Genomic DNA, 18,797 nt, shown 5'->3' with positions numbered 1-18,797 from the left:
TAAATGAATTTACCAACCCGCCCTATCTATAAACTCAGTAAATAAAGGCTCATAAACTGGATTTACGTGACCCCAAAACCAAGTTTTTCACTTTATCAGGGCACATAAAAAGGCAGCCACCCAGGCTACCGCACAACTAAGCAAAATATTCTTTATAATACCCGCCAACTTTACCAGTGTTATCAACGATAAAGTAAAACTCCTCTGTTTCATTTTTCAAATCATACTCTTGCCCTGCTGTTAAAGCACGATCTACCATATATTTTGCTGCATTTGTATGTACACATTTCACCTTACGAATGGTTGGTTTGTCTAACCAATTTTTATGAATCATGAATCCCACTCCTTCGTTATTATTTTACTATTGATTCTATACTATTTGTCCATAATTTTAAAGCGTTATTCCGCACACATTTTATTGATTTGGGGAAGTCTAAATGTAGGAATGCAAATCACTTTCTATTTTCACAATATTTTATTACAATAGAAGCCATTAGTGTGACATAGGTAAGTGTTACCAATTTTGATCAGGAGGTTTTACATTTTGAGTAATAATAATACAACTACGTTAAGCCCAGAATTAGTAAATTTACTTCAAGGAGAGAAAATTGTTTCCTTGGTTACAATGGATGCTGAGACAAAAAAGCCTAACTTAACTATTGTTTCTTGGTTAGTAGCTCATGAAGGCGGTAAAGTTATTAAGTTTGCATTAGGACATAAAGGCACAAGCGTTACCAATATTCAAGCAAACCCTGAAATTACCCTTGGTGTCATTGGTGCAGGTAGCTGCTATTCCATTAGAGGAAATGCATCAATTTCCGAGATTATTGAAAAAACAATGAAATATCGAGTGGTAACTGTTGAGGTTGAAGAGGTTGAAGATATTATCTTCTACGGTGGTCAAATCACGAGTGAGCCAGAGTATGTAAAAACGTACAACGAAGAGCTTGCTAAAAAGCTTGATGCCGAAGTATATGAAATGCTAAAACAATAAGAAAAGTAGGCAACAAGTTAACCTTGTTGCCCTTTTTCTAACTTTTTGTTTCTGGATGAACAACAGCGGCTGTAGTCACATCGATTAATGCAGGACCTTTATGCTGTAATGCTTCACTAATAGTATTCTCAAGATCACTGTCATTTTCGACCTGATACCCCTTAAGTCCGCAAGCCTCAGCAATTCCCACAAAGTCTGGATTTGTTAAATCCACCCCTTCTTGCTTATAGCCACCAACAATCATTTTATCTTTCTCCATCTGTAGCGCATGGTTATTAAAAACAATGATCGTTATATCTAAGTTATATCTTACAGCCGTTAGCAAGTCTGCTAAGGTCATTTCTAATCCGCCGTCACCTACTATCGCAACTACCTGTTTATCAGGCTGAACTAGTTTTGCTGCTAGTGCTCCTGGAAGTCCAAACCCCATCGTTCTCCACTTTCCGGAAAATAAAAAAGTTTGATTCTTAGGTCTAAAGTTACGATTCATCCAAACCGTAACATCACCTGTATCGATGGAAAGAATTGCATCGTCTGCCACACATTTTTCAATTGCCCGTACAATTCTAGCTGGGAAGATAGGTGTTCCTGTTTCCGAACCTTCTTCTTCATTTTTAATATCCCATTGTTGTTTTGCTTTTAAACATGTCTGTATCCAATCTTGATTCGGAGAGTTGCCAGCCATCTCATTTAACAAAAGCGTAAGTGTTTCTTTTGCATCACCAAGAACACCAATTTCTACTGGAATTCCTTTTCCTATGTTCTCTTGTGCTAAATCAATTTGGACTATTTTAGCCTCTGCTGGGACATACCCCTCAGGCCACCATGTATCCCCTACTAAAAGAACGACATCAGCCTGTTTAAATACTTCATCAGCATATGGGTTACCCCCTTGACCGATTCCACCTAGAAGATGATCTGTAGCATTTGCAAAATACGTTTTTGCACCTAAACTAACGAGTATTCCCGATCCCCATTTAGCAGCCAAATCTTGAATTAGTTCCTCTGCGCCTTTTGCTCCGACACCCGCAAGAATCATAGGCTGACGCGCTGACGAGAGGATAGAGAAAACTTCTTGCAGATCGTCAGCATTGACTTGAGGGCTGCTTCTCACCAGTTTTGCTTCATTTTGAACGTAAGCCTTTGTAGGAAAAGAAAACATATCTTTTGGAATGGAAATATGAGTGACTGCTCCCAATGTCAATGAAGTATGTACAGCTTTACAAACAATATCTGTAATTGCATCTGGATGTGAAAGTAGAGTAGTATATGTAGCTAAAGGCCTAATGAACTCTTGTTGGTCTATGTATTGCTTGAAATCTGTTCCAATTTTTTTAGTAGGTGCTTGTCCAGTTATGGCTAATACAGGTGCCTTATCCATATGCGCATCAGCTAAACCGTTGAGTAAATTACCAAGGCCTGGTCCCATAGTTGCTGTGCATACAGCAAGCTTTCCTGTTAGCTTAGCTTCAGCTGATGCCATCATTGCAGCTACAGACTCATGCTTAACAGCAATGAACTGAATATTATTTTGTTTGGCGATAGCATCCATGAATCCTAGGATGGCATCACCTACTACTCCATATATTCTTTTTACACCTCTGTTAGCTAATTGATCCAATAATACCTCTGCCACATTTTTCGCTGTTTGACTCATCGATTCTCTTCTAGCCCCTTTTCATTAAAACTTTATATATTTAATGTCTCTAGTAAAAAATAAGATATACGATAAATAAAAAATAAAAGGGAGTCACGATCGACTCCCTATCTACAGTTGAACATGTATTTTAATTTCATAAATTCATAAAACAAACGGGCATCTCTTCCTTCTCTACTTCGTACATGTTGTCTTGAGCGCAAACAACCTAGTAGCTCTTTATCACATCTACATGAAGGCCCATATCTTTGATAGCATAGATCATGTTTATGACAGCATGAATCAACACCATTTACTGGTGCTCCGGGACCATGACAACCAGGTCCACACCATCTATATCCTCCTAAGCATAGACCTTGTCTTCTTCTCCTATGCATTCGTTAACCCTCCTAAAAAAATCCTACTACTATTAAGTTATGTTTAAAAGTAGGAATTGGAAGGGCTATTAAACTACTAAATTATCTAAAACTATTTTTGCCTTACTACAATTGCCTGAGTGATTTTATGATTTACACAATCACTTAAAACATTGCTATCTAAAAGTCCCAAAGTAATGACAGCTTCAATTTTTTTCGGGTCAGGCTTCTTTACATATTCAATACAATCATTTAAGTTTAATGCTTCTAATTTCTCAACTGTCTTCACATCATCATAGCTCTCACTATTGCGTATTTGCCTGGTAATTTTATAATCCCCTAACGTAATTTCACCTTTTTCATTCACACCGACACTTTCATCAAAATACAAATTAATACGCTGTTTTAACTCCTTTAATTCCTTATCAATTTTCTTAGCTTCTTCTGTAAGCTGGCAATATCTTCCGATTGACTCTTCAGATAGAATTGTATTACTAGAATTTATTTTACTCAACTCCAACCACCCCATTACTGTCATTTCTTCCATCTTATGAACGAGTATGGGGAAATATACGTTCGCATAAAAAAAAAGCTGTTAATGAATAAACAGCTTTTAATCCTCTTTAACTTGTAGTACATTTTTTAAGTAAAACAACAATGCATCAACCTGCCCATCAACATCTATCTCACTTGCTCCTGCTAAATGGTGGTGTAGAATTAGACCATCAAAAACATTAGTCATAAAATCCACAATTGCTTCTACTTTTTGAACTGGGTGAAACTCTCCTCTTTTTACACCTTCATTTATCAAGTCGACTAAATTCTTACGCCAGAACTTTAATCTATTTAAAATATAATCAAATCGGTCTTCACTATCGCTTCGCCAGCTTATTACAGCAAACTCAAATTGGACAATCGCAAAATTAGTAGTAGGAACTTCTCGATAACCGTTCACTGAATCCTTTATCACCTTCCAAACCGAGTCTGAGGCACCTACTACTTTAGATAATTCTTCTCTTCCAACCTTATCATTTCGATCAATAATATCTCTAAACATTTCCTCAGTACTTGAATAATATTGATATACCCCACCACGACTCAATCCACTTGCGTCCACAATATCCTTCATCGTAGTCGGTTCAAATCCCTTTTTACAAAAAACTTCAAAGGCTGCCTTTAAAATCTCTTTCTTACGTTCCTCTTTGTATTCCTCCGTCACTTTCGGTGACATGACGATCCCTACTTTCAATTTTCTTCTTATATACTATAGTAATACAACCTAGTAGAAATAAGCTACATCCTGAAATGATATATGTCTCGACAACACCAATTAGTTGTGACAAAACACCACCCAGTGTCATTCCTATAATCGTAGCAAGAGTTGTAAAACTGCCTATTGTACCGAACACTCTCCCTGTTTTCGTAACCGGTGTTTGTGTTTGAACAGAGATTTGAAATGGTATGGATGCCAATCCAAATGATGAGCCACCAATAAAACCAAGAGTTGGAATAAGCCATATCAAAATTGATTCATCAAATGGAGCTAATACTGAAATGAGTGCAAATATTAGACCAACCCCCATGCCTCCTATCGAAGTTGTTACGATAACTGAAGGTAATTTTACCTTTGTAATAACAATCGAGCACACAATCATCCCAAGACCACTTGCAGCCATCGTAAAACCAGTAACCTGTGTTGGATCTATAAACATCTCTCTTAGTAGTACGATTATCTGGGTATCGGCCATTTGTAGAACCAACATCGTTAGACTAAATAGAAACAAGCTTAGTAATAATGATGGGAATGTTTTAAGAAATAAATAGCCCTCCTTTATCGAGCTTCCCATAGACTCTTTCGTCTTTAGAACATTATTCTCTTCTTTTAGTAAATGAATCGTTTTTGGTACCCCGTATAAAAGTATTGCTGATAGTATAAATGAAATGGCATCTAAGTAAAAAGCCCACTGAATTCCTACAGATGCTACCAAAACCCCGCTAAGAGTTGGTCCAAGGATTTTTGCACTATTGTCGATTATGCTACTAATACCCATTGCTTGCTGTATTTGTTCATTTGGAACAATCTCTTTTAACTTCCCGTTTTTAGCAGGCATAAACAGTGCTACAAAACAGCTTTTTAGGAAGACTAGAAGATACACCTGCCATAAGGTTGAAGAAAAGGCCACTCCCAAAACTAGTACCGCACATGCAATGTCAGAAATTATCATGATCTTTTTTCGATCGTATTTATCCGCTAGACTCCCAGCAAATGGCCCTAATACGATCATTGGTCCTACGAAACAAAGCATTAAAAATGAAACGGCCATTGGTGAAGCATTCCATTTTACTGCCACTAAAGTTAGTACGGCTAAGATATCTAACCAATCACCTAAAGCTGATATCGTTTGAGAAGCAATTAAACTTAAATATGCTTTGTTTTTCCATAGACTTTGGGACGGTTGATCTACTGTCATAAATATCTTCCCCCCTGGTTTTAACTGACACGTATGTCGTTTTTTATTATTATAAACGACACGCGTGTCAGTTTCAAGCCCAAAAATAAAAAAAAAAGCCTGAGAATATTCTCAGACCTTCACTTTCTATTCATTCGTTTCCCACTTAATTTCTTCATTTTCCTCCAAAGATTTAATTGTTTTCAGATGCTCAGTTTCACCTAGTATTTTGTAGTCCTCGAGATAATGTTCATCAACTTCTAAATATATATTTTTAGTCACTAATAAATCTGGCTTTACTTCATTTGTAACGAGTAACTTAATTTCATATTCTCTAACCTGTCTTCGTGCATCTTCGTCTCTTTTCAATTTCAAGCCTGAAAAATCTTCTAATACTGCGTTTATTGTTTCCTGATCTTTAATTGTTACCCAGGCTTTTCTCTCTGGAAAAAAGTCATCTTTTTTAGACATGTCATATATCCGAATTGTCATACTTTCAATGATTGTATCCTCATGTAAGGATTTAGCAACACGTTTCTCGAAGGAAGAGTATTTATCCCACTCGAATATCAAAAAAGTTCCTACGATTAGAAAACCTATAATAAAAAAGGCCTTTCTCTTTTTAATAAAATGGAGTAAATCGGTAAGTATCCAGATATCATTATTAATCTTCAATTTTATCCTCTCCTTACTATTTCTCTTCCATAGTACCATCATCATAAAACCTAGTCTTACAATGTGGACAAACATACGTATAATTAAAATCGTTATATTTGTCAAATCTTAGTGGTAATCTTACTTTACATGAGGGACAACGCCAAAGTATAAACGAGATGATTAGAAATACAGAAATTAGGAAAAATGAAATGATGCTAAGAAGGTCTAAACTAAACATTGTTCCAAATAAACTTAGAACTAACGAAATGAACAAACAAATAAGGGAAAAAGTCCGAAACCTAATAATATTACGTACTTTACGAGTCAATACTATCCCCCCTTACTTTATTTACGACCGATTCTATGAAAAGTTCCTAATAATAACATCACGGTTCGCTTATCTTTCCGATTCTTCTGTCGGGTTCTCAACTTCATCCGTACAGACGCAGTCGCTTTCAAAGAAAGCACAACCTGAAAGCAATGTTATTATAAGACTACCTAAAATGAATAAACGTAAACTCTTCATAGCGCCTCCTAAATTCTAATTATAACTTTCCTTCTGATATCCATTTTAAAATACGAAAACTTCCTTGGACCGAAACGATTGAGAATAGAATAATGAAAACGATATAAACAACTAATCTATTTATCTCCTGCAATCCTTCAAAATTAATGTACACCAATACTGTTAGGCCTAGGGTAATTAAATAACAAAACACATTTGGAATAATCCATACTACTCTTAGGATATTTCGCTTCAAAAAAATCACCCTTTCTATAACCAAAGCCTTCAATATTTATACTCTAGCATATTTTTCCTTTTTAAAGGTCTATTTATAAAAAAAACAAGTAAAACCATTATAGGTTCTACTCGTTTCACACAGATTCAAAGCTTATAAGACTAGCCTTCTACTTCTCTTCCTTTAATAGTTACAGGCTGCCTTTGTATTGCAAAATAGAGTAAGACTGCAGCTACAATAAACAAGCTACTTGTTACAAAAAACACAGATGATATTCCCATAAACCCGGCTAGAATTCCTCCCATTGCTGGTCCTATTACATTTCCAAAGAACCTAAAACTCGCGTTATAACCTAACACTTCTCCCTGTATTGAAAGTGGAGCAACCTGGCGTATATACGCTGTTCTACAAGGTATCAAGCCCCCGATGACTGTTCCTAAAATAAATCTTAAAATAACTAATTGCCATATATTCGTTACAAACGCTTGTGGTAAGTAAATGAGTGCAGACAATAGTAATAAAAGCATCATTACTTTCTCATAGCCGATCCGGTCTCCAATTTTACCCCACTGTCTAGTGAAAAATAAGTTTCCCAGACCGGTAGCTGAAAATGCGACACCTGATAACAATGCAATATTTGTAGCCACTCCATTTAACCCACCTACATATAAAGCAAGTAAAGGCTGAATCGCAAAATTAGCAATTTGAATGATTGATGAGATTAACATGATCATTAATAACATCGGAGTTGTAAAAATATAGCGTAGTACTTCTTTGCCTGAATATTTCTTTTCCTTGGCTTCCTTTGGATTTTTTATTTCTTGCACTCCGAAGACAACAAGTGTTGCAGCAATACCTGTCGTAACCGCAGTTAAAAGAAAAGTGTATTGAAATCCAACTGAATCTGCCAGCAAACCACCAATTAATGGGCCAAATAAACCTCCTGATACATTACCTGTCTGCAATGTACCTAGCACTTTACCTGCAATGTGCCTGGGAGTTTGAGTTGAAATCAATGCTTGAGACATCGATATGAAGCCAGCAAACAACCCCATAAATAAGCGAAGAATTAAAAGCCAAAATACAGATGACACAAATCCCATTAATAACACACACAGCGATAATCCAAATCCTAAAATGATGAGGACCTTTTTCCGACCATATTTATCACCAATTCGGCCCCAAATTGGCGAGAAAATAAACGCAGTAACAAATGTAACGCCAAACACCAGACCTGACCATCTCTGTACATACTCACTTGAAAAGTCTCCAAAGGTTTCAATATACAGAGACAAGAATGGTAGAATCATAGTTAAACTACCAGCAATGAAAAAATTTGCTGTCCACATGATGACTAAATTTCGTTTTGAATAATCGATGAGGCACACCTTCTTTTAATATTTCGTTTTCCTAAATATTTATCATTATACCGAAATATCCAAAAATTTCAAAGGTCAATTACAGAAAAAAACCTAGACAAACAGAGTCTAGGTCTTAAATACTCTTCAATAAAAGCTTTTTCAAAAGAGGAAACAATACATCAGAAAGTTCATTTATATCAGGTACAACAATACTGTATTTCCCATAAATATTTTGAATCGTTTTTTGTTGACCTTCATCAATCTCACCGTTTGCTAGGAAAATATTGATTACCTCTATTCCCCGTTTTCTCGCTTCTACTACAGCTTCATGGGTATCAACAATTCCATTTTGCTCATAGCCAAAGGCAGCCGGTTCACCATCTGAAAAGACTAATAAAAACTTTTGCTTCTCGTTTCTAAGAAGCAATTTTTTAGAAACAACTCTTATTGAGTAACCATCACGATTATCCTCTTCTGGTTGAAGTTGCATAATTTCCGGGCCACTTGAGGTTTTTAGGGACGATTGAAAATCAATGGCATGATAGAAATAATTCGGCTGTTTCGTTGCAGTCGCATCATTGGTATCTTCCCAAAAGCCAACAACCTGATGAGGAACAGATATTCCTTTTAACGCTTCATGAAATAAGGTAATACCGAGTTTTGTTTCTTCCATTTTGTCATACATAGATGCAGAACAGTCTACTAATAGTGAAAACACAGCGTCGATTTGCGGTGATATTTGATCTTTTTTATAAAATAGTCTTGGATTATCATCTGTTAACATTCGGATTAACTTTTTACTCAACCTACCAAAATGCAGGTCACCACGTGGGTGATTCTTTTTGTGCTCCAACGTTTTTTGGATCATTTGCTTTAATTTCTTCTGATAAGAAGAAACACTTGCCTTTTGATGGTCATATTGCTTCATTTCTTCAATCGTCGGCTTTTCAGGGTACTTATTTACTGTAAAAGCAAATTTATTTTCTTTCCCATGCTCCCCTGAAGATTGACCATCCTTTGCTTCACGGTTACCTTCAAGGGCTTCCATTTTTGAGTAATCATTCCGAGAGGTTTTTTGAGAAGACCCCTGAACCATCCCTAGAGCTTGATCTCCTGTATCACCTTCACGAACTCCTTCACCTAAAAGGTCTGTTTGGCTTCCCTGTTCGAGGTCAAATTGTAGAAAACTTTTTGTTGTTGTTTCCGATTCTTGATGCCAAGTCGGGAGTTTTTCTTCATGTATATCTTCATCTCCCTCCTTTACATTCTCCAAAATATCATTGTTTTTTAACTTATCTTTTCGTTTTAACTCATCAAAAGTAATCCCTAACTCAACTAAGTCATACTCAAGCTCAGGTAAATGAAAATACATATTGAGCATGTCTTCTGTTAGTACTTCATCAAGAGTTTCGATTAGATTTATACAAAGTCTAGTTACCTCTCTTGTTGAATTGACCTCAAAAAACTTTGTCACTTCATTTCTAACAAAAGGAAGTACAAGGTCAATGTCTTCATTAATAGACGGAATTTCTTCAAGAGGTGAATCTGAAGTAAGTAATAAGAAGATTGCATTAAATAAGGAATCTGTATATACCGCCTTTTGTATGTTAACATTCAACTGATCCCTAAAATATTTCCGATAAATTCCTCTTCGAATCTGGAAGGTCTGCTTTGTTCCTGGCCGTTCTCGCTTACAGATTTCCTCTAGTCGTAAATCCTCACTAACCATGAATAGTTGCTTTGCAAAGCTTTGGATTTTATAGTTTTTAATGCTAGATATATATCTATCTATTTCTAAAAAGTCAGAGTGATTTTTACTTCCAATACTTCGTAAATATATATCACTTTTCAGTCCATTTACCATGTCATGGTAGGGGCGATTATCCCAAAAATGACTGATAAAAAGCTTGTTTTGTATAGGATCATAATAGGATTTGAAAGCATACTCAACCTCTAAATCCTCTATCTTTGAAAGAGTAACTGCCAAATCAGATAACTGCATAAAGAGAAACGAGTCTATTTTTTTATCGTTAAATTGAATAAATTTCATAAGTTACTCACCCGAATAATGTCTCGGCTATGTTCATAATGGCAGACTTCTCTCGATCATCCTCTAGTTTGTCGACAATTCCTCGCTGAATTGCACGTACTGGTGGCATAAAAACAGCTAAATCACATGTATCAATTAATGCACGGATAGATGCCGCTTCTTCTGAAATTTGTCCACTACGAACTTGAGTGATTAAATCAGACGATAAGGTTACAAAAGCATTTATTAATTTTTCATCCTTTAGCTGAGTTTGTTCCTCAAGCACACTTTTTAAAGCAGCCCCTTGGATATAAGGAACATCTATGACAACAAAACGATTTTTCAATGCTTCATTTAACGGAACCGTTCCAACATATCCCTCATTAATAGCTGCAATTACGCCAAAGCTATTTTTCGCCCGAATTACTTCACCTGTAAAAGGATTTGTAATCATTTTTCGATAGTCTAATACCCCATTTAAAATAGGAAGGGTTTCTGGCTTTGCCATATTAATTTCATCGATGTAAAGAAGATGTCCGCTTGTCATTGAATTAATGACCGGACCAGGAATAAATTCTATTTCCGTTTTACCTTCTGTTTGGTTAAGCGTTTTAAATCCTAATAAGGCTTCAGCATCCAAATCTACCGAACAATTTATACTGTGCATCGGCTGATGAAATAGGTTAGACAACGTTTCAGCCAATTTCGTTTTCCCAGCACCAGTTGGACCTTTTAAAAGTACGTTTTTTCCAAGAGAAAGTGCAATAATTGCATCGAAAATAACAGATGGCTCAGCTGGAGTGTATCCTCCTGATCCAATTAGCAGTTCATCTTCCTTTGATATGGTTCCTGTTTTTCTGTTTTTAATTAAATCTACTATATGGTTAGGTAATCCTAATGATTGTATTGTTACTGTCATCTATAAAAACTCCTTTAATCACATTTGCCATCTGTTAATTGTACTCAAATCCTTTATTTTTCGCAAAAGAAAGACCGTGCTGCATATACAACGCCGGTCTCTTTCTGTACATTACTAGTGTTTTTCAAGGTATTCTTGATAGCTCTTTCTTACATCTTCTTCGCTTACTTTCAATGATTCCGCTAATAGTGAAATAACTTCATTATCAAATGCAATTCCTGAGCCATAGTTCCTTTTTACATAATGCTCCGCTTGGTCAAACGTCTCAAATGATCCCTCAAGTAAATTGTTGTTGTGAAGTACAGCCCAAGGTTGTTCTGACACTTTATGAATTTTACTAAATTCACGTTTACGATTCACATAGAACGTACCTTTTTTATTTTCCTTAACATTTAGCTCATTATTAGGAGCATCTCTTCGAATGGCATGCTGATCAAACACGTTTACAACAAACATTTCAAACGTTTCTTTAGTAAGAGTAGCGCCAGATGCCTTTGGATGGCCCCCTCCACCAAATTGTTTTGCAAACGCTGACACATCTACATGATCATAGATTGTTCTAAAACCAAGCTTTTTTGTTCCGACATTTACTAATGTAATTAAATCAATATGTGGATTTAGCTTTGCCAGTGCATTACCTAATTCAGATAGGTATCTTTCCGCATGAACAATCCCCACACAATAGTCACCAACAAAGGTTTGAACTAGCTGCCTGTTCTTCGCATTTATGTACCTTTCAATTTTTTCTTCTTCGATATCTAATATCATATTCTCAGTGTCATTTAACGAGAAAGACTCCTGAGTTTTTAATCTTTCAAGCATTTCGGTTTCAAATTGTTCCATGCTGATAATAAAAAATAAGTCATTTAAACGTTTTGCATTCGTGTTTTCGTTTACTTCCCATTCCCATGTATCATATTGGCGAACAAGTTCGATAAACTCTGCTAGAGCCGGGCTAGATTTTATTAAATTTTTCTCAAGTAGGAACTCATAGTAGAGAGATGTTGCAGACGTCTTACGTCCGTCCTCATATTCAGGCTGAACAAAGCCCCACTCATATTGGTTAAAATGCATGGCTGTGACATGGTGATCAACCATTTGCACATGACTCCCGTTTTTAAAACGTTTGGCAAGCTTTTTCTCAACATCCTCATTAACAGCAAGATCGGTTATGTAAATTTTAGCATCATTATTCTCTTGATCATCAATAAATCGTTCCACTCTTTCATTAAGATTCCGGTACGAGCAATATGCCACATCAACCTCATCTCCAAAAGCAAGCTTGGCTACTAACCCACAGCCGATTCCATCTAAGTCACTATCGGTAAATAATTTGATCATCGTTAATCCCCTTCCTTTACTATCTATTTTTTTAATAAAGCAGGTTTTTCATACTATTGATTATATAAAAGTAGATACGGATATAGTTTATGTGACCTCACTTTGATAAAAACCGCAGTTTGAGGGCTCATTAAAATGTTTATGTGACCTCACTTTCATGAAAACCGCAGTTTGAGGGTTCATAAAACTGTTTATGTGACCTCACCTTCATGAAAATCGCAGTTTGAGGGCTCATAAAACTGTTTATGTGACCTCACTTTCATGAAAATCGCAGTTTGAGGGCTCATAAAACTGTTTATGTGACCTCACTTTCATGAAAACCGCAGTTTGAGGGTTCATAAAACTGTTTATGTGACCTCACCTTCATGAAAATCGCAGTTTGAGGGCTCATAAAACTGTTTATGTGACCTCACTTTCATGAAAATCGCAGTTTGAGGGCTCATAAAACTGTTTATGTGACCTCACTTTCATGAAAATCGCAGTTTGAGGGCTCATAAAACTGTTTATGTGACCTCACTTTCATGAAAACCGTGTTTAGAGGCCTCATAAAACTGTTTATGTGACCTCACTTTGATAAAAATCGCAGTTTGAGGGCTCATAAAACTGTTTATGTGACCTCACTTTCATCAAAATCGTGGTTTGAGGGCTCATAAAACCATATATGTGACCTCATTTCCAAAAATCTCACCTTTCGAGGACTCATAATCCTGGGGTTATGCAACTTTTCTTCTGTGGCTGCAATCTTCATAAAACTAAAGGCCGAATAAAAAAAGGACTATTTCTAGTCCTTCTAAAATCATGCTTGTTGATTTGTATGATCTTGTGTAATCATAGGAGTTTTACTATTCCTTACAGTATAGTATAAAACTAAAGCCAACGAAAGGCTACCAAAAACCAGGACCATGTTTTTAAGCCCAATCGTATCTAAGAACAACCCTGTTCCTAATAATACGACTTGGAAAAGGACACGGTCAAGCATCCCTCTGAACGAAAAGAAACGTCCGTGGTATTCTTTTGGAATCTTTGTTTGAAAGATAGTCGCTGCAATTGGGAAGAAAAAGCCTAATGCAAGACCGAATACTCCAAATGAGATTAAGGACATAATTTTTATATCTGCAAAATACAATGATAACTGCGAAATTGAGACAACAAACGTAAACAAAAGCATTAGCTTCAACTGGTCTTTCCCATCTGCTATACGTTTTACAATAAAAGCACCCAACATAAAGCAGATACCTTCTGCTGTATAAAGAAGTCCTTTAATTGTTGCATCATCCTGAAGCTCACTGATATTTATAACCATGAGGTTGAAGCCACCGAGAAATAACATTGGCACAACGGTTAAGATGAGAGTCATTAATACAATTGGATAACCTTTAATAATAGGAATAACTTCTTTAAAGCCACCCTTCGTCTTCTCTCCAGGGATTTTAGGTTTCTTAGGTACACTTTCCTCATCTATTCTCAGCATAAAAGTAGCCACTAATAATAATGCATACGCAATTAACGATGCTAGGTAAAGTGAATGTAAACTCATAATAAGGAGCATTGCCCCTGCTAAGGCAGTACCAATTACTCTGGCAATCGTAGCAATGTTCATATGAACACCATTCATTTGCAACAAATCTTTTTCACGTACAATCATAGGAATTAATGATTGTAATGCAGGAAAATAAAAGGCTGCAGAAAGCTGGATACTAATCATAAACAAAACCATCCACCAAATTGATTGATATTCTAGTGCTAAAAACATGAATAACACACTTACCATTCTTCCTATTCCTGCAGCGATAAGAACTGGCTTTTTCTTATAGGAATCTATAATTCTACCTGCTAAAGGGGCTACAAACACACCTGCAAGTAGTCCTGTGAAGAGGATTAATGATTTTAAGAAATCAGAAGGTACGTGCTGCTGAAGGAATTCTAGATTCCCGATAATTCCCATCCATAAGCCTAACCCAGCAATCAATTCCCCGCTAAGAAGAATCCAAACATTTCTATTTTTCCACATTGTTGTTCCTCTTTCCTCGAATATATTACCTTAACCTACTATACCAAGTTATCAACTATTTCGCCACTCGAAATTTATATTTTTTGGATATTTTTTTACAAATAAAAAAAGAGCTTGCAAACTCCAAGCCCTTACTAAAATGTTACTTCAACAAAATACTTTCCATATATTCTAATTTTTCTTCGAAGACTTTTAATGCTTCTTTTATTGGTTCTGCGGTTGTCATATCTACTCCTGCTTTTTTCAGTACTTCGATAGGATAATCTGAGCAACCAGCTTTTAAGAAGTCTGTATAGCGTTCAACTGCTGGAGCACCTTCTTCTAGGATTTGTTTTGAAAGTGCCGTTGCAGCACTAAATCCAGTTGCATATTGGAACACATAATACGTCATGTAGAAATGTGGAATTCGTGCCCATTCAATTTCTATTTCTTTATTTACATTAATCTCATCCCCAAAGTACTTCTTATTCAGGTCATAATATAATGCTGATAGAGTATCCGCTGTTAATGGCTCGCCATTTTGTGCAAGGATATGGATTTTATGTTCAAACTCAGCAAATAGAGTTTGACGGAAAACAGTTCCTACAAAACCTTGAAGGTAATTGTTTAACAAATAAAGTTGCTTTGTTTGATCTGTTGTTATTTTTAAAAGGTAGTCATTTAGCAAAGCCTCATTCGCTGTGGAGGCCACCTCTGCCACAAAGGTCGAATATTTCCCATATGCAAACGGCTGATAGTTTTGCGTATAATAACGATGAACATTATGCCCAAGTTCATGAGCAAGGGTAAATACGTTACGGATATTATCCTGCCAGTTCATTAAAATATAAGGTTTCGCACCATATGCTCCAGTTGAATACGCACCACTTCTTTTCCCTACATTCTCATACACATCTATTCTTCTGTCAGAGAAAATTGTTTTTAAAAGCTCCCCGTATTCCTCACCTAAAGGCTTCATACCTTCGATTACTAAATCTTTCGCTTCCTCATATGAAACTTCCATCTTCACATCCTGAACTAGTGGGGTCGAAAGGTCAAACATATTTAGTTCTGCAACACCCAAGATTTTCTTACGAAGAGAAATATAGCGCTGAAGCAGGTGTAGATGGTCACCAACTGTTTCAATTAGCGTATCATATACACTTTCAGGGATGTTATGCTTATGAAGCGCCGCTTGTCTAGCACTTTCATAGCCATGGACAGTTGCAAAGAAATTATCTTTTTTAACCTGACCACTTAGCGTACTTGCCAATGTATTTCGATGTTTATTGTATGTACTGTTCAGACCAAGGAAGGTTTCTTTTCGAATTCTACGATCCGTGCTTTCCATTAATCGTCCATATCTTCCATGGGTAATCTCTACCGTGTCTCCATTCTCTGTTTCAATGGATGGAAATTTTAAATCCGCATTATTTAACATACTAAAAGTCGTTCTAGAACCACTTGTTACATCAGCCACTTGAGCTAATAATGCTTCCTCTTCAGCAGATAATACATGTGGACGAGCGCGATTAATATCTTTAATTAAATGCTCATAAACCTTTAATTCTTCATGACTGTCGATATAGTTTAATAGAGTATTCTCTGGAATAGACAATAACTCTGGGACCACAAACGAGAATGCAGCCGAGAACTGAGAAACTAAACTATCAATTCTTGCTTTAAGTCCTTGATAAAGACTGTTCGTCGTATCTTGGTCATTTCGCATAAACGCATAAGTCGCTAGCTGACCTAATTTAATAGACAAGTCATCTTGTAATTTAAAAAGATTAACAATATTTTCAGCAGAATCTTTTAGCGTGCCTTTGAACTTAGATACAGACGGAAGTGCGTCCTTTACAAGTGTAAATTGCTTCTCCCACTCCTGATCAGTAGCAAACATATCCTCTAATCGCCAAGTATACTCTTCAGATATTTCATTTCTCTTTGGTAATTTAGTAAAAGTAGTCGACATGTGTACCTCCTATGAAGCTATTTTTCTAAAGTTTACAGTTTTCTGGATGTTATCGCAAATAATCCACCTAAGGCTCCAAATACCTTTCATACATAAACCAAGCTAATACACGATAAGTAGGAACTATCAGCATTAAGATAGCAAGAATATTATAAATTGGACTAAAAATGAAAAATAGTACAGCAACTAAAAATAGAAAAATAGAGTAAGTGGTGCCCGCTACACCGTTAATCGGTGAATTACTAACAAACAACGTTTTTAAACCCTTTATAGATTTTGAAAAACATGCATCATGATAGCAAACTAATGAAAAAAAGATTGTAGTTACAACCAGTTCTTGTCTAGACTTGATTTCACGATTACAAGCCTCACAATATACCTCTCGCTTTTCCATTCACTCACCTTCTTTCTTCAGTTTTACAGGAACTCAGTGCACCTACATTTCAGCAGGCGCACTAATTCCTAATAATCGTAAACCTTCTTTTATCACCAACGTAACACAATAAACTACTGATAATTTAGCGTTAAGGTTTTCCTTGTCATCTAATATTTTTACATTCCCATAAAATTTGTTAAATGCCTGTGAAAGATTGACGACATATTTAGCGATCTGCGATGGGTCATGCTGATCAAACGATTTCTCAATAATAGCTGGGAAATCTTGAAGTTGTTTGACCACTTGCCAACTGTAGTCATCGTTTAAGCCATTAAAGTTACCTTCACCTGAACGATACCCGGCTTTTCGTAAAATAGAACATGCTCTTGCATGAGTGTACTGAACATACGGCCCTGTTTCGCCTTCAAACTTCAACATTTCATCAATTGAAAACTCAATGTCATTCATACGGAAGTTCTTTAGATCATGGAAAACAACTGCCCCAACCCCAACTAGCTCCGCAACCTCATCTTTATTTTCAAGACTTGGATTCTTCTCTAAAATAATACGTTTCGCTGAAGAAATAGTTTCATTTAATACTTCCTCAAGTAGTACAACCTTCCCTTTTCTAGTTGACATTTTCTTGCCATCTTTCAGAATCATTCCAAATGGGATGTGCACCATTTCGTTAGCCCAATCAAAGCCCAGTTTTTTTAATACAGCAAAGACCTGCTTAAAGTGTAAGGTTTGCTCATTTCCAACTACATAAAAGGCTTTTTCAAACTGATACGTAGATTGACGGTACATTGCTGCAGCTAGGTCTCTTGTTGCATACAGAGTTGCTCCATCAGATTTTTTGATTAAACAAGGAGGTAGTTCTAGCTCCCCTAGCTCTACAACCTCCGCCCCGTCCGAAGTTACAAGCAAGTTTTTCTTAGCCAATAGCTCGATGACTGGCTCCATTTTATCATTATAAAAAGCTTCACCATGATTTGATGAAAAATGAACACCGAGAAGTGTGTAAATTTTCTCAAACTCTTTTAAAGATTCATCTCTGAACCATTTCCACAGTCTTCTAGCTTCTTCATCTCCATCCTCTAGGCGTTTAAACCAGGCTCTTGCCTCATCATTTAAACTTACGTCCTCATCAGCTTTCTCGTGAAAAAGAGTATAAAGAGTGAATAGCTCCTTTATAGGATTTTGCTGTACTTTTTCCTCGTTACCCCAATTTTTAAAAGCCACAATAAGCTTTCCAAACTGGGTACCCCAATCTCCAATATGGTTAATTCTTACACTTTCATACCCACATTTCTCGGCAATAAGTGCAAGTGAATTTCCAATCATCGTTGAACGTAGATGTCCCATTGAAAATGGCTTTGCGATATTTGGGGAAGAAAAGTCAATTGTGATTTTTTCGCCATTCCCTAACGCTACTTTTCCATAGTCTTCATTGGCAGCTAAAATCATTTTCAAAATTTCTTTGCTGACGTATTCACGGTTAAGATGAAAATTCAGATAAGGTCCAACTGGTTCAATACTCTCGATTAGTTCACCTTTTATTTCCCCACTTAATTCCATCGCAATCATTTGTGGTGCTTTTTTTAGTGTTTTTGCTAAGACGAAGCACGGAAAAGCATAATCACCATGTGCTTTGTGTTTTGGTACTTCAATAAGTGATGCGATTGCTTCTACCTCAAGTTCAATTGTTGTTGATGCTTTAATCATCTCAGCGACTTTTAATTTAAAATCCATCGTAAACTCTCCTTTTTAAAAAATAAAAAAAATCCCGTCTCTATATATAAGAGACGAGATTTACCCGCGGTACCACCCTAATTGTTCTATTGAACCACTTTCATGTAACGGCTGAAGACCGGCGTACTCTACTATTTTCAAGCAGCATCTCAGAAGTGCGGTTCGTTCTATAAATTGGATCAGGCTCCCACTATCCCTGA

The 18,797-nt window shown here is 36.3% G+C and carries 18 protein-coding genes and 1 other annotated feature (1 of these 19 only partly in view); of the genes, 1 reads left to right on the top strand and 17 read right to left on the bottom strand.

The features are described 5' to 3' along the window. Positions 1-136: 136 nt before the first annotated feature. Positions 137-334, bottom strand: coding sequence for a DUF6501 family protein (locus J2Z26_RS10920; RefSeq protein WP_193539103.1), 198 nt, complete (start codon positions 332-334; stop codon positions 137-139). Positions 335-544: 210 nt separating this feature from the next. Between J2Z26_RS10920 and J2Z26_RS10915 the strand changes: the two genes are divergently transcribed. Then, on the top strand, positions 545-994 hold the full coding sequence (locus J2Z26_RS10915) for a PNPOx family protein (RefSeq protein ID WP_193539106.1): 450 nt from the start codon (positions 545-547) through the stop codon (positions 992-994). A gap of 37 nt (positions 995-1,031) precedes the next feature. Here J2Z26_RS10915 and J2Z26_RS10910 read toward each other — a convergent pair whose 3' ends face one another. From J2Z26_RS10910 to argS, 16 genes are all read right to left on the bottom strand, one after another. Further along, positions 1,032-2,651, bottom strand: coding sequence for a thiamine pyrophosphate-binding protein (locus J2Z26_RS10910; RefSeq protein WP_193539108.1), 1,620 nt, complete (start codon positions 2,649-2,651; stop codon positions 1,032-1,034). Positions 2,652-2,758: 107 nt separating this feature from the next. Then, entirely contained in the window at positions 2,759-3,028 is a 270-nt protein-coding gene (locus tag J2Z26_RS10905) for a Parvovirus coat protein VP1-like protein (protein ID WP_193539110.1), read from the bottom strand. 91 nt (positions 3,029-3,119) lie between these two features. After that, positions 3,120-3,521 (bottom strand): hypothetical protein, encoded by a 402-nt coding sequence (locus tag J2Z26_RS10900; RefSeq protein ID WP_227413831.1) that lies wholly within the window; start codon positions 3,519-3,521, stop codon positions 3,120-3,122. A gap of 99 nt (positions 3,522-3,620) precedes the next feature. Next, the gene (locus J2Z26_RS10895) at positions 3,621-4,238 is read right to left on the bottom strand and encodes a TetR/AcrR family transcriptional regulator (RefSeq protein ID WP_193539112.1); all 618 of its coding nucleotides are present in this window, start codon (positions 4,236-4,238) and stop codon (positions 3,621-3,623) included. Then, entirely contained in the window at positions 4,198-5,478 is a 1,281-nt protein-coding gene (locus J2Z26_RS10890) for an MFS transporter (protein ID WP_193539114.1), read from the bottom strand. Before J2Z26_RS10890 ends, J2Z26_RS10895 begins: the two co-directional genes overlap by 41 nt. A gap of 126 nt (positions 5,479-5,604) precedes the next feature. After that, positions 5,605-6,132, bottom strand: a complete 528-nt coding sequence (locus J2Z26_RS10885) for a hypothetical protein (RefSeq protein WP_193539116.1) — start codon at positions 6,130-6,132, stop codon at positions 5,605-5,607. Between the two features lie 379 nt (positions 6,133-6,511). Beyond that, a complete protein-coding gene (locus J2Z26_RS22290; RefSeq protein ID WP_264467125.1) occupies positions 6,512-6,640 on the bottom strand; it encodes a hypothetical protein in 129 nt (42 codons plus the stop codon). A gap of 19 nt (positions 6,641-6,659) precedes the next feature. After that, the gene (locus J2Z26_RS10880) at positions 6,660-6,875 is read right to left on the bottom strand and encodes a hypothetical protein (protein ID WP_193539118.1); all 216 of its coding nucleotides are present in this window, start codon (positions 6,873-6,875) and stop codon (positions 6,660-6,662) included. A gap of 140 nt (positions 6,876-7,015) precedes the next feature. Then, the gene (locus J2Z26_RS10875; protein ID WP_193539120.1) at positions 7,016-8,203 is read right to left on the bottom strand and encodes an MFS transporter; all 1,188 of its coding nucleotides are present in this window, start codon (positions 8,201-8,203) and stop codon (positions 7,016-7,018) included. A gap of 145 nt (positions 8,204-8,348) precedes the next feature. After that, on the bottom strand, positions 8,349-10,265 hold the full coding sequence (locus J2Z26_RS10870) for a vWA domain-containing protein (protein ID WP_193539122.1): 1,917 nt from the start codon (positions 10,263-10,265) through the stop codon (positions 8,349-8,351). Between the two features lie 7 nt (positions 10,266-10,272). Beyond that, positions 10,273-11,163, bottom strand: coding sequence for an ATP-binding protein (locus tag J2Z26_RS10865; protein WP_193539124.1), 891 nt, complete (start codon positions 11,161-11,163; stop codon positions 10,273-10,275). Between the two features lie 114 nt (positions 11,164-11,277). After that, the gene (locus J2Z26_RS10860; protein ID WP_193539126.1) at positions 11,278-12,504 is read right to left on the bottom strand and encodes a DHH family phosphoesterase; all 1,227 of its coding nucleotides are present in this window, start codon (positions 12,502-12,504) and stop codon (positions 11,278-11,280) included. A gap of 796 nt (positions 12,505-13,300) precedes the next feature. Beyond that, positions 13,301-14,515, bottom strand: coding sequence for an MFS transporter (locus tag J2Z26_RS10855; RefSeq protein ID WP_193539128.1), 1,215 nt, complete (start codon positions 14,513-14,515; stop codon positions 13,301-13,303). 142 nt (positions 14,516-14,657) lie between these two features. Continuing rightward, positions 14,658-16,469, bottom strand: a complete 1,812-nt coding sequence (gene pepF / locus J2Z26_RS10850) for an oligoendopeptidase F (protein ID WP_193539130.1) — start codon at positions 16,467-16,469, stop codon at positions 14,658-14,660. A gap of 67 nt (positions 16,470-16,536) precedes the next feature. Next, on the bottom strand, positions 16,537-16,863 hold the full coding sequence (locus J2Z26_RS10845; RefSeq protein WP_193539132.1) for a hypothetical protein: 327 nt from the start codon (positions 16,861-16,863) through the stop codon (positions 16,537-16,539). Between the two features lie 42 nt (positions 16,864-16,905). Beyond that, complete coding sequence (argS, locus tag J2Z26_RS10840; protein ID WP_193539134.1) at positions 16,906-18,597, bottom strand: arginine--tRNA ligase; 1,692 nt, start codon at positions 18,595-18,597, stop codon at positions 16,906-16,908. A 46-nt stretch (positions 18,598-18,643) separates the two neighbouring features. After that, positions 18,644-18,797, bottom strand: a binding site (T-box leader) (it continues 47 nt past the right edge of the window).

The organism is Cytobacillus luteolus (assembly GCF_017873715.1).
GTDB lineage: Bacteria > Bacillota > Bacilli > Bacillales > Bacillaceae_L > Bacillus_BV > Bacillus_BV luteola.
This window is presented reverse-complemented; position numbering and strand designations above follow the sequence as displayed.